General features: G+C 67.3%; 10 protein-coding genes. 5 read left to right on the forward strand and 5 right to left on the reverse strand.

Translation table 11 applies throughout. From position 1 onward, the window contains the following. The first annotated feature begins 68 nt into the window (after positions 1-68). A complete protein-coding gene (locus AC1RJ9_RS15400) occupies positions 69-572 on the forward strand; it encodes a nuclear transport factor 2 family protein (RefSeq protein WP_492839496.1) in 504 nt (167 codons plus the stop codon). 3 nt (positions 573-575) lie between these two features. Here AC1RJ9_RS15400 and AC1RJ9_RS15405 read toward each other — a convergent pair whose 3' ends face one another. Beyond that, positions 576-1,676 carry an alpha/beta fold hydrolase gene (locus AC1RJ9_RS15405; protein WP_492839495.1) on the reverse strand — a complete coding sequence of 367 codons (1,101 nt, stop codon included), beginning with the start codon at positions 1,674-1,676 and terminating at the stop codon, positions 576-578. A 399-nt stretch (positions 1,677-2,075) separates the two neighbouring features. Between AC1RJ9_RS15405 and AC1RJ9_RS15410 the strand changes: the two genes are divergently transcribed. From AC1RJ9_RS15410 to AC1RJ9_RS15425, 4 genes are read left to right on the forward strand one after another with little or no spacing between them, the layout of a single operon-like run. Continuing rightward, on the forward strand, positions 2,076-5,516 hold the full coding sequence (locus tag AC1RJ9_RS15410) for a response regulator (RefSeq protein ID WP_492839494.1): 3,441 nt from the start codon (positions 2,076-2,078) through the stop codon (positions 5,514-5,516). 3 nt (positions 5,517-5,519) lie between these two features. Beyond that, a complete protein-coding gene (locus tag AC1RJ9_RS15415; RefSeq protein WP_492839492.1) occupies positions 5,520-6,341 on the forward strand; it encodes a CheR family methyltransferase in 822 nt (273 codons plus the stop codon). Further along, positions 6,338-6,916, forward strand: a complete 579-nt coding sequence (locus tag AC1RJ9_RS15420; protein WP_492839491.1) for a chemotaxis protein CheB — start codon at positions 6,338-6,340, stop codon at positions 6,914-6,916. Before AC1RJ9_RS15415 ends, AC1RJ9_RS15420 begins: the two co-directional genes overlap by 4 nt. Next, the gene (locus tag AC1RJ9_RS15425) at positions 6,913-8,055 is read left to right on the forward strand and encodes a hybrid sensor histidine kinase/response regulator (RefSeq protein WP_492839490.1); all 1,143 of its coding nucleotides are present in this window, start codon (positions 6,913-6,915) and stop codon (positions 8,053-8,055) included. Before AC1RJ9_RS15420 ends, AC1RJ9_RS15425 begins: the two co-directional genes overlap by 4 nt. Before the next feature lie 46 nt (positions 8,056-8,101). Here AC1RJ9_RS15425 and AC1RJ9_RS15430 read toward each other — a convergent pair whose 3' ends face one another. The 4 genes from AC1RJ9_RS15430 to AC1RJ9_RS15445 form a co-directional block, all read right to left on the reverse strand. Beyond that, a complete protein-coding gene (locus AC1RJ9_RS15430; RefSeq protein WP_492839489.1) occupies positions 8,102-9,730 on the reverse strand; it encodes an alkaline phosphatase D family protein in 1,629 nt (542 codons plus the stop codon). An 82-nt stretch (positions 9,731-9,812) separates the two neighbouring features. Beyond that, positions 9,813-13,013, reverse strand: coding sequence for a TonB-dependent receptor domain-containing protein (locus AC1RJ9_RS15435; RefSeq protein WP_492839488.1), 3,201 nt, complete (start codon positions 13,011-13,013; stop codon positions 9,813-9,815). Between the two features lie 133 nt (positions 13,014-13,146). Then, complete coding sequence (locus tag AC1RJ9_RS15440; RefSeq protein WP_492839487.1) at positions 13,147-14,136, reverse strand: FecR family protein; 990 nt, start codon at positions 14,134-14,136, stop codon at positions 13,147-13,149. Continuing rightward, entirely contained in the window at positions 14,105-14,707 is a 603-nt protein-coding gene (locus AC1RJ9_RS15445) for an RNA polymerase sigma factor (protein ID WP_492839486.1), read from the reverse strand. Before AC1RJ9_RS15445 ends, AC1RJ9_RS15440 begins: the two co-directional genes overlap by 32 nt. Positions 14,708-14,736: the final 29 nt, after the last annotated feature.

The raw sequence follows: 14,736 nt of genomic DNA on the forward strand, positions 1-14,736 counted from the left end.
CCCTCACACCGATATTTATAATAACGTATACAATATTAGCAGCGACGCAAACAGGGACTTCATCGCGCATGGACGCATCAATCAAAGGCGCCAGCCGGCGCGGCCTGGCGGCCCTGGCTCTGGCCATGATGGCGACGCCGGCCCTGGCCGCGTCCAGGGCATGTCCCCGCGTGAAGGACGAGGCGGCCGAGACCACCGCCATCCTCAAGGTCATCGCCGACATGCAGGCGGCCTGGAACCGAGGCGACTTCTCCGGCTACATGGCCGGGTTTCTCAATCCGGGCGTGGTGTTCGTATCGAAGGGCCGTTTCCAGACCGGCTGGCAGGGCACGCTGGACCACTACATCCGCGACTACGGCGCCTCGGCCGCCACCCGCGGCCAGGTGCGGTTCTACGACATCAAGGTCGAAATCCTGGGGGCGGACGCCGCCCAGCTGATCAGCCGCTATGAGTTGAACCGGCCAAAGCAGGCCCAGCGCGGGATCAACACGCGACTGATGCGCAAGGTGGACGGGCGATGGGTGATCGCCCTGAACCACGTCTCGGCCGAGGAAGGCCCCTCCCCGGCCTGATCGCTACGGCGTCTCGGAGCGGGCCAACAGTTCCACCAGATCCTTCTTCCAGAACCTGGCCCAGGTGTGCGTGCCGTGACCGCGCGTCTCGGGCGTGGCCTGGATCAGGATGAACTTGCCGTTCTTCAGCCGCTTGGCCGCCGGCTCGGCGATGCCGAGGCTGGGCGGGTTGATGAAGTCGTCGCTGGAATTCACCCAGGTCATGGGCGCGGTGATCTTTTCCAGATCCGCCGAAGGATCGTAGTCGCCGGACGCGGCCACCTGATAGAGCATGTCGTTGGCGTCGCGCGTGGGCAGGTCCTTGGCGAAGCGATCCTCGAAGAAGGCGTCGGCCGCGTCGCGGGTGGGCGCCTGCTGCTGCCAGGCCGGCGGGGCCGAGCCCGCGACGATCATCAGGTTGACCGCCCCGCGCAGGCCCAGCACCGGCTGCTGGTCGTAGTCGCCGCCGCGCCAGGCTGGGTCGGCCTTGATCGACTCCATCGCCGCCTTGCGCCAGACGCGGTTCAGGCCAGCGATCTGCACCGGCAGACAGGCCATCGGCATGATCGCCCGCGCGAATTGCGGATGCAGCTCGCCCCACATGAAGCCGTGCATGCAGCCCATCGAGGTGCCCATCAGCAGGCGCAGGCGATCGACCTTCAAACCGTCGATCAGCAGCAGGCGCTGGGCCTCGACCATGTCGGCGTAGCCGTAGCGCGGGAACTTGGCGCGCAGGCCGTTGCTGGGCTTCGACGAGCCGCCGTGACCGATGCCGTCGGGCAGGATGATGTAGTAGCGGGTGATGTCCAGCGGCTGGCCCGGGCCGTACAGCTCGTCGGCGAACTGCGGCTGCAGGAACTGCGCGCCCGTGCCGCCGGTGCCGTGCAGGACCATCACCGCGTTGGTGACATGACCTTGCGCGTCGCGCCTGGGCTGACCCAGCGTGCGGTAGTGCAGCTTCAGGCTGGGCAGGGTCTCGCCGGACTTGAACGCGAAGTTCGGGACGACATAGTCGCCCTGGGTGACCTGCTGCTCGTAGGGCGTCGCCGCCCCGGCCGGGCCGCCTATCGCCAGGATAGGGGTCGCCAGGAAGAGCGCGCTGATCGCGGCGGCCAGGATCCTCATGCGCTTCTCCCCTTGCGCGGTTTACGTCCGCATTGATCGTATACGTTATGTGCTTTGACAAGATCCAGACTGAAGACCGCGGGCGCGCATGACGGCCGCGGCGTCGCGAAGCGCGACCGATCCGCAAAGGCCCGACCAGGGAACCTTTACGGCCTTTAGTCGTTAGAGGCTCGCGTTCAGGGGCGCGCGGTCAGGGATATCCAGTGAGTTTCAAGCGTATCAGGCAGCTTTGCGTCGGCAAGCCGACGGTCCGCGCGCGCGAACAAGGCTACCGCCCCGTCGGGACCGAGCCGCCCCTGCCCGTCCCGCGCGCTTGCTGAACTCCGCAAGATCGTCCATCCCGCCATCGTCCGTCATCTTAGGCGGGCTCCGCCGCACAGCCTCCACGTCGAGAACCGCATGTCCCTGATCGAACCGCGCAAAGCGTCCGCGACCGGCGCCCGAACGGAGCTGTGGTCGGCGCTGGGCATGGGTCTGGCCCTGGCCTTCTTCCTGATCAGCGGCGTGATCGCCTATCGCAACATCGAGACGCTGCGGATCAACAGCGAGAAGATCTGGCACACCCACGAGGTGCTGATCGCGCTGAACGACCTGCTGTCCACCACCCAGGACGCCGAGACCGGCCAGCGGGGCTATCTGCTGACCGGCAACGACCGCTATCTCGCCCCCTACCAGCGCGCGGTGACCGACGTCGCCACGCGGACCGAGGCGGTCGGCTCGCTGACCAAGGACAATCCCATCCAGCAGGCCAATCACGTCCAGCTCAGGCGCCACATCGACGCCAAGCTGTCCGAGCTGGCCGAAACCGTCGCCCTGCGGGGCAGCAAGGGTTCGCAGGCCGCTCTGGCCGTCGTCAACACCGATCGCGGCAAGGCCGAGATGGACGCCATCCGCCAGCAGATCGACGTCATGCGCGCGGAGGAAAACCGTCTGCGCGACATCCGCCTGGCCGAGATGGACATCGCCCATCGCACCGCCCTGATCAGCAGCGTGTTGTCGGCCGTGCTAGGCGCGGCGCTGACCTTCGTCGTCTTCGCCCTGATCCGCCGCAGCGGTCAGGCCCGCGCCCGCCAGCAGTGGCTGCAGGCCGGCCAGGTTGGCCTCTCGGAAGCGATGATGGGCGACAAGACGGTCGAGGAGCTGAGCGACAGCATCCTGCACTTCCTGTCCCGGTATGTCGGCTTCCAGGCCGGCGCGCTGTTCAAGGGCGAGAACGGCCGCTTCTACCGCGCCGCCGCCCTGGGCATTCCGGCCGACGCCGACACACCGCTGCATTTCAACATCAAGGAGGGCCTGCTGGGCAAGGTGGCGGCCGAAGGCCACGCCACCATCGTCCGCGACGTGCCCGACGGCTATCTGACCATCGGCTCGGCCCTCGGCCATGACAAGCCCAAGCACCTCGTGCTGGCGCCAACCCACGCCGACAATGTCGTCAACGCCGTCATCGAGCTGGGCTTCCTGCATGCCGTCGACGACCGCATCCTGGAGCTCCTGAGCCAGGTGTCGACCTCGATCGGCGTCTCGCTGCGTTCGGCTCGGTACCGCTCGCAACTGCAGAACGCCCTGGAAGAAACCCAGCGCCAGTCCGAGGAACTGCAGGTCCAGAGCGAGGAGCTGCGCGTCTCCAACGAGGAGCTGGAGGAACAGGGCCGCGCCCTGAAGGAATCCCAGACCCGCCTCGAACAGCAGCAGGTCGAGCTGGAACAGACCAACAGCCAGTTGGAGGAACAGGCCCAGACCCTGGAGGCCCAGCGCGACGAACTGGAGCGCACCGGCGCGGCCGTGCAGCTGAAGGCGCGCGAGCTGGCCCAGGCCAGCCAGTACAAGTCCGATTTCCTGGCCAACATGTCGCACGAGTTGCGCACGCCGCTGAACTCGCTGCTGATCCTGTCGAAGCTGCTCAGCGACAACACGGCCGGCAACCTGTCCAGCGAGCAGGTCAAGTTCGCCCAGACGATCGAATCCTCGGGCAACGACCTCCTGACCCTGATCAACGACATCCTCGACCTGTCGAAGATCGAGGCCGGCCATATCGATGTGCGCCCCGAGAGCGTGCCGCTGCAGCGCCTGATCAACGACCTGCGGTCGCTGTTCCAGCCGCTGGCCGACGAGCGCCAGCTGGGCTTCGAGATCAAGGTCGCGGCCGATACCCCGACCCTGCTGGAGACCGACCGCCAGCGCCTGGAGCAGATCCTCAAGAACCTGCTGTCGAACGCCTTCAAGTTCACCCAGGCCGGCCAAGTCACGCTGGCCATCACCCCGACGGGCGACAACGAGATCGCCTTCGCGGTGACCGATACCGGCATCGGCATCGCGCGCGAACAGCGGGAGAGCATCTTCGAGGCCTTCCGCCAGGCCGACGGCACCATCAGCCGCAAGTACGGCGGCACGGGCCTGGGCCTGTCGATCAGCCGCGAATTGTCGCGCCTGCTCGGCGGCAAGATCGCGCTGAAGAGCAGGCCGGGCGAAGGCAGCACCTTCACCGTCACCATCCCGCGATCCTACGATCCGGCCCGCGTCGCGCCGCGTCCGGAACCTTCGGCCTCTCCCGCGCCCGCTCCGGCAATCCCGGCGGCCCCGGTCCACGCGCGCGCCGCCGCGCCGATGACCCGCACGATCGAGGACGACCGCGACCAGCTGGCCAACGGCCGCCGCGTGCTGCTGGTCATCGAGGACGACGACAAGTTCGCCAGCATTGTCCGCGACCTGTCGCGCGAGCTGGGCTTCCAGTGCCTGGTCGCCGGCACCGCCGAGGACGCCCTGAAGCTGGCCCGCCGGTTCAAGCCCAGCGCCGTGGTCCTGGACGTTGGCCTGCCCGACGAGTCCGGCCTGATGGTGCTGGACCGCCTGAAGCGCGACGACGCCACGCGGCACATCCCGATCCACGTGATCTCGGGCGCCGACCACAGCCAGACAGCCCTGTCGCTGGGCGCGATCGGCTACATGATCAAGCCCGTCAAGCGCGACGACCTGGCCCAGGTGTTGACCAACCTGCAGTCGAAGCTGTCCAGCACGGTGCGCCGCGTGCTGATCGTCGAGGACGACGACGTGCAGCGCGACGCCGTCGGCAAGCTGCTGTCCTCGGGCGATGTGGAGACGGTCGGGGTCGGCACCGCCGCCGAATGCCTGGAGCTGCTGAAGACGCAGACCTTCGACTGCATGGTGCTGGACCTGTCGCTGCCGGACGCCTCGGGCTTCAGCCTGCTCGAGACGCTCAGCCAGAACGGCGACAACGCCTTCCCGCCGGTCATCGTCTATACCGGCCACGACCTGTCGGCCGACGACGAGCAGCGCCTGCGCCGCTATTCCAGCTCGATCATCATCAAGGGCGCCAAGTCGCCCGAGCGCCTGCTGGACGAGGTCTCGCTGTTCCTGCACCAGGTGGTGTCGGAGCTGCCGCCCGAGCAGCAGAAGATGATCAAGAAGGCCCGCAACCGTGACGCGGTGCTGGAAGGCCGCCGGGTGCTGATCGTCGAGGACGACATCCGCAACGTCTATTCGTTGACCAACGTGCTGGAGCCGCGCGGGGCCATCGTCGAGATCGCCCGCAACGGCCAGGAGGCCATCGACGCCCTCGACCGTTCGGCCCAGGGCGACCCGGCCAATGCCATCGATCTGGTGCTGATGGACGTGATGATGCCGGTGAAGGACGGCCTGACCGCCACCCGCGAGATCCGCGAGGACGCCCGCTGGACCAAGCTGCCGATCCTGATGCTGACCGCCAAGGCCATGCCCGACGATCAGGCGCGCTGCATCGCCGCCGGCGCCAGCGACTACATGGCCAAGCCGATCGACGTGGACAAGCTGCTGTCGCTGGTCCGGGTCTGGATGCCGAGGTAGCCGGTGTCCGAGATCGAAGACCTCGAGATCCAGCTGCTGCTGGAGGCGCTGTTCCAGCGCTACCACTACGACTTCCGCCACTATGCGCGGGCGTCGATCAAGCGCCGCCTGATTCAGGCGCGCCTGCATCTGGGCTTCGCGACCATCTCGGCGATGCAGGATCGCGTGCTGCACGACGCCTCGATGCTGCCGCGCCTGCTGGACTTCCTGACCGTGCAGGTCAGCGAGATGTTCCGCGACCCGACCTACTTCAAGGCCCTGCGCGACAAGGTGCTGCCGCATCTGCGGACCTATCCCTCGCTGAAGGTCTGGATCGCGGGCAGCAGCACGGGCGAGGAGGTCTATTCGCTGGCCATCCTCTTCAAGGAGGAAGGCCTCTACGACCGGACGATCTTCTACGCGACCGACATCAATCCCGAGGCGCTGGCCGCCGCCGAGGCCGGCGTCTACGCCATCGACCGCATCCGCAAGTTCACCGAGAACCACCAGAAGTCCGGCGGCAAGTCGTCGCTCTCGGACTACTACACCGCCGCCTACGGCCGGGCCGCGTTCGACAAGACGCTGCGCGAACGGGTGGTGTTCTCGGACCACAGCCTGGTCACCGACGCGGTGTTCGCCGAGATGCACCTGATCTCGTGCCGCAATGTGATGATCTATTTCGATCGCCCGCTGCAGGACCGCGCCATCGGTCTCTTCCGCGACTCCCTGACCCGCAAGGGCTTCCTGGGTCTGGGTTCGAAGGAGAGCCTGCGCTTCTCTAGCCACGCCGGCGCCTTCACCGATTTCGTGCCGGGCGAAAAGATCTACCAGAGGCGCGAGCCATGAGCGGGACGCCGATCCAGGCCGTCGCGATCGGGGCATCGGCCGGCGCGGTGCAGGCGCTGCTGGCCATCCTGCCCGCCCTGCCCGCCAGCTTTTCGCTGCCCGTGCTGGTGGTCGTCCACGTGCCGCCCGACCGCACCAACATGTTGGTGCCGCTGTTCCAGTCCAAGTGCCGGATCACGGTCAAGGAGGCCGAGGACAAGGAGCCGGTCGAGAAGGGCGTCATCTATTTCGCGCCCTCGGACTATCACATGCTGGTCGAGACCGACGGTTGCGTGGCCCTGTCGACCGACGAGCCGGTGAACTATTCCCGCCCCTCGATCGACGTGCTGTTCGAAAGCGCGGCGGACTATTATGGATCCGCCCTCGTCGGCGTCATCCTCACCGGCGCCAATCACGACGGGGCCGCGGGGCTCAGGGCCGTGGCGGACGTCGGCGGCGTGGCGGTCGTCGAGAACCCGGACGGGGCCTACGCCTCGGCCATGCCGCACGCGGCGCTGGAGGCCACCCCATCGGCCACGATCATGAACCACGACGAAATCCTATCCTACCTGTCGAGTCTGGGGACCGCGCGATGACGGCGGACAAACCGATCAACTTCCTGCTGGTCGATGACCTGGAAGAAAACCTGCTGGCGCTCGAGGCCTTGCTGCAGCGCGAGGGCCTGACCTGCCTGAAGGCGCGCTCGGGCGAGCAGGCGCTGGAGCTGCTGCTGGTGCACGACGTGGCCCTGGCCCTGCTCGATGTGCAAATGCCGGACATGAACGGGTTCGAGCTGGCCGAGTTCATGCGCGGCGCCGCCCGCACCAGCCACGTGCCGATCATCTTCGTCACCGCCGGCGTCGCCGACGCCACGCGCCGCTTCCGCGGCTATGAGGCCGGCGCCGTCGACTTCATCCAGAAGCCGATCGAGGCCGATATCCTGCGCAGCAAGGCGGCGGTGTTCTTCGACCTCTACCGCCAGCGCCAGCAGATCGAGGCCCAGCGCGACGAACTGGAGGTCGCCGCCCAGGCCCTGCGCCGCGCCGACCGGCACAAGGACAGCTTCCTGGCCGTCCTGGCCCACGAGCTGCGCAACCCGGTCGCGGCGCTCAGCGGCGGCCTGCACCTGCTGGGCAAGGACATCGCGCCCGAACGCGCCATCGACATCCGCACCCGCATGGACCGGATGCTGACCCACCTGTCGCACCTGGTCGACGACCTGCTGGACGTCTCGCGCGTCAGCCAGGGCAAGATCTCGCTGCGCAAGCAACGGATCGAGCTGACAGAGGTGTTGCGTTCGGCCACCGAGGCCAGCCAGCACAATCTCGACGCCGGAAAGCACCAGTTCGTGGCGGAGATGCCGGACGAGCCGATCTGGCTGGACGCCGATCACACGCGCCTGGCCCAGGTGGTGTCCAACCTGCTCAACAACGCCGCCAAATACACCCCCGAGGGTGGAACGGTAACCCTGTCGGCGGTCGCCGACGGCGTCATGGCCGAGATCCGCGTCGCCGACACCGGCGTCGGCATTCCGCCGGACATGCAGTCGCGGATCTTCGAGATCTTCGCCCAGGTCGAGGACCACCTGACCAAGGCCCAGGGCGGTCTCGGCATCGGTCTGGCCCTGGCCAAGCAGCTGGTGACCTTGCACGGCGGCACGCTGACCGTGGAGAGCGCCGGTCAGGATCAGGGCAGCACGTTCACGGTGCGCGTTCCGGTCGCGGTAGACGCTTAGGGCCTGTCCCGTTCAGATAAAACCATCTGAACGGGATAAACAGGCTCTAACCCGCGAACACCTTCCGCCCCCGCTCCACCGACATCCGGTGCGAGCCAGCGACCGCGAGGCTCCGCGCCTTGATGGTTTGCATGAACAGCCACTCGCCCGTCACCCGCTGGGGCGTGATCCGCAGCATCATGTAGCCGCGCTGGCTGGTGTCGGCCCACTTCATCTCGGGATTGGCGGCCATGAAGCCCGCCGCCACCGTCTTGGGATCGGGCGCGAAGGCGTTTTCCATGCCGTTCGAGGTGACGCTGTGGCCCGCGAACTCGACGCCGGCGGGCCGCCCGTCCTCGATCAGGCCATAGGCCCAGGCGTTGTGGCTGTCGCCCGACAGCATGACCAGGTCGGCGTCGGCGCCCTGCGCCGCCTTCAGCAGCCGTGAGCGCGCCGCCGGATAGCCGTCCCAGCGGTCCATCCACATCGGCAGGCCGGCCTGCGCGGCGCGGACATTGTCGCGGAAGCCGTTGATGCTCTTCTCGGTCGCGTCGGGGCGCAGCCAGCCGACGGCGTCCTTCGGCATGACGGTGCGGCCCAGGATCGTGCCCATGCCGACCATCTGCCAGCCCTTATTAGTTTTCAGGGCGTGGTTCAGCCAGCTCTCCTGGGTCGAGCCCAGCATGGTCGCCGATGGATCCCTCCAGGGCCCGTCGCGGAACGCCCTCAGCGCCGCCTCCGGGTTCTCGGCCTTGAAGGCCGCGCCCATGCTGATCTGCTGGGTGCGGCCCAGCAGGCGCGACTCGGTGCGGTAGAGCGTGGCCAGCGCGCCGATCTGGTAGGCCTTCCACGGCTCTTCGGAGACCGGCATCCACTCGCGATAGACCTGCATGGCGGCGGCCTTGCGGACGCCCCAGTCGCCCTCGGTGGCGGCCTGGTGGTTCTGCGCCCCGCCCTCCCAACTGTCATTGGCCGACTCGTGGTCGTCCCAGAAGCCGACCATCGGAGCCATCTGGTGCAGGCGCTGCAGGTCGGGATCGGCGCGATAGCAGGCGTAGCGTAGGCGGTAGTCGGCCAGGCTGAGGATCTCGGTGACGGGTTGCAGCATCGCCTTGCGGCCGTCGGCCCAGTCGCTGTCGCGGGTCGAGGCCAGGCCGTATTCGTAGATGTAGTCGCCGGTGTGCAGCCACAGGTCCAGATCATCGCGCGCGGCGGCGTGGCCATAGGCGTTGAACCAGCCCACGGGCAGGTTGGCGCATGAGAAGACCGCCAGGTTGAAGCGATCCACCGGCCCCAGCGGCAGGGTCTTGGTGCGGCCGACCGGGGACCTGTCGCCGTTCGGAGCGATGAAGCGATACCAATGGATCGCGCCGGGCTTCAGCCCATCGACCGTGATCTTGGCCGTCCAGTCGCGATAGGCGCCCGTGCGGACGCTGCCGCCGGCCACCACCTTGGCGAAGTTCGGGTCCAGGGCCACCTCGACCCGCAGGGTCGGGGTGCTCCCGTCCGCCGCCGGGACGTAGCGGGTCCACAGCAGCATGGAGTCCACGCCCGGCTCGCCGCTGGCGACGCCGTGGGTGAAACCCGTGGCGCCCAGCACCTCGGCGGCCAGCGAACGGCCCAGCGGCGACAGGAAGGCGGCGGCGCCCAGGCCGCCGGCCAGGACCAGGCGGCGGCGATCGATTTTCAGAACCATGACGCGATCCTCGGGCTGTGAATTTGGGAAAGAAAATGGCCGCGCCCAGGGGAGAGGCGCGGCCATGGAAGGGATCGGCGACCTAGAAGGTGCCCTTGATCCCGACGTTCCACATCGAGCCGTAGATGCTGTACTGCTGCACCCGGCTGCGATCGTTGGAGTAGACGATGTCCGGCTTGTTGAAGATGTTGCGGCCGGCCAGCATCACTTCGAACTGACGATTGATCTTGTAGCTGGCGCTGACGTTCCACAGCTCGCGCGAGGCGCGGTGGAGGATGCCGTTGTTGGCGGTGGTCGGCGTGTTGCTCAGCGCGCTGGTGCGGGCCGATGACTGGTAGTTGCCGGTCAGCTGCACGTCGAACTTGCCGTAGCTGTAGCGCAGCCCCCAGTTGGCCGAGGTCTTGGGCAGGTTCACGCGCTCGCCGTCCGGATCGACCTTGGTCACCGAGGCCCGCAGGCCCAGACCGCGCAGCGCGCCCGGCAGGAAGGTCAGCTGCTGGTCGTATTCCAGCGTGACGCCCTTGTTGGTGCTGGTGCCCGGCAGGTTCTGGGCGCTGCGGAAGGTGTAGCCGGCGTAGTCGGCGGGATTGTAGCCGACGTCCGCGGGATCGACGGTGACGCCCGTCACCTGCATGTCCTGCACGTCCAGCTGATAGGCCGAGATGGCGATGATGCCCGACGGTTCGAGATAGTACTGCAGGCTGGCGAAGTATTTGGTCGAATGCTCCGGCTTCAGCAGCGGGTTGGGCACGGTGACGATCAGGTTGTTGTCGTCCACGGCCACCACGCCGCCCAGGTTGCCGTAGTCGGGACGCAGGATCGACTGGCTGAAGGCCAGTTGGCCGACCAGCTTCTTGGTCAGGTCGTACTTGACGCCGCCGCTCCAGAACCAGTCGTCATATTCGCCTTCGCGGGTCGTGTAGGTCCCGTTGCGATACTGATACAGCAGGCCGGCGACGGTGCTGGTCGACAGGCCCGCGGCCGTCACCTCCTTGGCCGAGCGGATGTCGGCGACGCGCGCCTCGGTCTTGGTCTTCTCGTAGCGCAGGCCAAGGTCGAACTGGGCCTTGCCGACGCGCGGCTGCACCTCGGCATAGGCCGCGCTGACTTCCTCGCCGATCTTCTTGTTGTTATCCAGCTGACGCTTCAGGTTGCCCACGGTGTCGGGGACGAAGTAGTCGGGGTGCTGGGCGTAGATGTCATAGACGCCGTAATTGCTGTCGGCGCGCCAGTGCTGGTCATTGAGGTTGCCGGCGTCGAAGCCGTGGATCTTGAAGGCGTAGTTCTGGGTGGCCGGGATCATGGCTTCCGGCGCCTTCTGGCTCAGGTCGCCGGTCGGGCCGACGTACTGGAACTGCTTGAACGAGCCCTCGATCGTCTTCCAGGCGTTGGTGCGATAGCCCGCGCCGGCCAGGACCTTCAGCTGGACCTGACCGAAGGCCAGCTTCTTCTTCAGATCCAGATTGGCGCCGTACATCTGGTTGTTGGCGTTCGACTGCGACGTGCGGATGTTGTTGCCGATGTCGTCGTCGCGGTTGAAACTGGCCGGGTCGCCCCACGGACGGCCGGCCGTCTGCTTCAGCGTCCAGGCGTTGGAGTCCTCCGACGCGCGATCCAGCGTGAAGCCGATGCGGGTCAGATAGCTGTCCGTGCGCTGGAAGAAGCCCCGGTCGTTGTCCTCGAAATTGAATTCCGAGCTGGAATAGTTGGCCCGCAGCACGGCCTCGAACGTGTCGCCGCGATATTCCAGCTTCGGCGCGAACACCCAGGCCGGCGTGCCGGCGTAGCGGTGCGAATATTGAGTGTGCAGCCGCGTGCTGGTCCCGTTCGGATTGACGACGATATGCGTGCCGGTCGAGTCCGCCGTGGCCTGGGTGGCCGTCGTCGTGCCGAAGATCAGGTAGGTGTACTGGTTGAAGTACTCGACGTCATAGAACGAGTAGGTGCTGCGCAGGGACAGCGCCAGCTGGTCGGTGATCTTGTAGTCGACGCTGAGATTGGCCGCCTTGCGGTGGGTCAGCTTCGGACCCGGGCGGTACATCAGCTGGTACGGGATGACCCGGCCATTGGCCAGATACGACCAGTCGGTCTGGATGCGGTCCTGCTGGACGAAGTTGGCGTTGTAGCTGGCGTTGAAGGCGATGCCGAGGCGGCCGTCCAGGAACACGTCGGCATAGCCGACCTGGGCGGACGGGAAGATCGTCGAGTGCTTCTTGTCGTCCGGCAGATACTGGCGCGACAGCGTGGAGTCGGACGTGCCGACGCCGCCGACCTGGAAGCGCAGCAGGCGGCCGTTGCGCTGGAAGGCGTACTTGCTGCGCAGGTTGATGGACCCGCCGGGGCTGTCGGCGTCCATATTGGCCTGCAGGGTGTTGTTCAGCTCGATCGAGTCGATGCCGGTGATCGACATCTGCTCGAAGGAGTTCTGGCGGCCGGCGTTGTTGTTCGACGTGGCCGTGGCCATGCGCGCGCCATCGGTGGTGAAGGTCGAGTACTTGGGATCGAGCCCCCCGATGCGGACGGCGGTGGCGTCGACCTCGGTGTAGTCCAGCGACAGGCCCGGCATGTTCTTCATGAACTCGCCGACGTCGCCCATGGTCAGGGCGCCGAAGTTGTCGGCGGCCACGACGGTCTTGGCGTTGGTCGAGGCGCGGCGCTCCATGATGGCCGCGGCCTGGCCTTCGCGCTTGGCGGTGATGGTCACCGCCTCGACGCCTTCGCTGGCCAGGGCCGCGTCCGGCGGCTGCAGCGAGAACTCGACGGTGGCGGTCTGGTCCGGGGTGACCGTGACGATCTGCCTGGACTCCTGCAGGCCGGTGTACTTGACCACGACGGTGACGTCGCCGGTCGGCACGCCGGTTAGTCGAAAGTCGCCGCCGTTCTCGGACAGGGCGACGATCGGCGTGCCCTCGACGCGGATCTCGGCGTTGCGGACGTACTCATGGGTCGCGGTGTTGAAGACCCGACCGCGCACCATGCCCGAGCCCACGCCGGCCTGGGGGCGCGAAGCGCCCGAGGCGGACGCGGCCTTCAGGGTGATGATCTGGCCGTCATCGGTGTCGATCCGCAGCGGCGTGCCGGCGATCAGGCGACGCAACGCCGTGCGCACGTCCATCGTGCCCTTCACGGCCGGGGTCTGGATTCCGCCGAGGTCGCGCGCCGGAGCCACGATCTGCACCTGCCCCTGGCGGGCCAGTTCGGGGATGGCGCGGACGGCCGTCTGGGCCGGGATGTCGAAGACGCGCTCCTGCGCGAAGGACGGCGCGGCGATCGCGAGCGCCACGATCGACGTCCCACAGGCGAGGACGGAGTAACGGGAAATCATAGGCAAGCACCCCAAGGTCATCGCGTTGGTCGCGACCTTCGCGATTGAGAGGAACCGGCCGAGGCCTTCCGCTAACGGTAATAAAAACTTCTTATTCGGCGACCGATCGGCGGCTCAGCACCACCGTGTCGCCCTGCTGGTCGAGCCTCGCGTCGAACACCCGCGCGATGGCGCGGCTAAAGCCCACGGGATCATTGGCGGCGAACAGGCCGGTGACCGGTTCGCGCGCCAGGACGGGGTCGCCGATCTGGATGCGGGTGTCGCTGTAGCGGGCGAAAACCTCGGCCGCCTGCTTCAGGGTCTCGCCCTCGAAGGCCAGCTTGCCCTCGCGCCAGGCCAGCTCGCGGCTCACCGTCTCCGGGGTGATCGCCCGCGGGCGCTCGGCGGCGGGACCGTCGGAGAGCAGCAGGCGGGTGTTGCTGGCCAGCCGGACCGCGTGGGCCGACACCAACGCCGGCGCGACCTCCACCAGGCCCTGATTGACCAATACGTCGACCGGCGCCTGGTCCAGCTTGCGGACGCGGAAATTGGCCTGGGCCGTGCTCAGCCGTCGGCCGTCGACCTCGACGATGAACGGTCTCCGGTCATCGCGCGCGACCGAGAAATAGGCCTCGCCCTTCAGCAGGGCGACGATCCGCCGGCCCTTGTCGTAACGGATGCGGATCTTGGTCTCGGTGTTCAGCAGGACCGTGGAGCCGTCCTTCAGCGGCGCCAGGCGGATCTCGCCGCGCTCGGTGCTGATCACCGTGCCGGCCGCGGCGGGCAGGCCGATGGCCAAGGCGCCCAGGGACGCCGCGACGGCCGCGCCGCCGCCCCAGGTCAGGGCCTGGCGGCGGGACAGGGGCGAGACCTTCGGCGCGGCGAAGTCGGCCGGGTCGAAGTCGTCGCCCAGCGCCTGGGCGGACTCGCTCATCATCGCCATCGCCTGGGCCCGCAGCATCGCGCCCTTGCGGCGCGGATCCCCCTTCAGCCAGGCCTGGAAAGCGTCTTCTTCCCTCGCGGACAAGGGCCCACGGTCCAGCCGCGCCGTCCAGTCGGACGCCGCCTGATCAATGTCTCGACTGGATTCTCGCTGGTCCATCTACCGGGGCAATCTCCGCTTTCACGGTCCTAGAGGTTTGGGGTCGTCTGTTTCCGCTACGACCAAACCAATCAATCAGGAATAGAACGCCTCGGGATATGTGAGTCTCGACCGTATTTTCTGAAATTCGCATCCGCGCGGCGATCTCGCGCTGTGGCAAGCCCTTGACCCGTCTGAGCACGAAGGCCTCGCGGGTCTTGGCCGGCATCGCCGCGATCGCCAAGGCCAGCCGCCGAAGTTCGTCGCGATCTATGGCCAGACGTTCCGGCGAGGCCGCCTCGTCGGGATGCTCCAGGCGCTCCAGGTCCTCGACCGTCTGGATCGAGACGATGCGCGCCCGGCGCACGTGGCGGACCACGATCGAGCGGGCCACCTGGAAGAGATAGGCGCGCGGATGGCGGATGCCCTCGACGCTCTCCTGCTCGGCCAGGATGGCGTAGGCCTCCTGGATGACGTCGTCGGGATCGACGCCGACCGGCGCGCCGCGCGACAGCCATCCCCGCAGCGCGGATTCGTGCGGCAGGATGTTGCGCAGGAACCACCGTGTTCTTTCCCTGTCGGCGCCGCTCATCGTCCACCCGCTGACTGGATTCGTCTCAC

It is taken from the genome of Caulobacter sp. GW822-FHT07D08 (assembly GCF_058798735.1).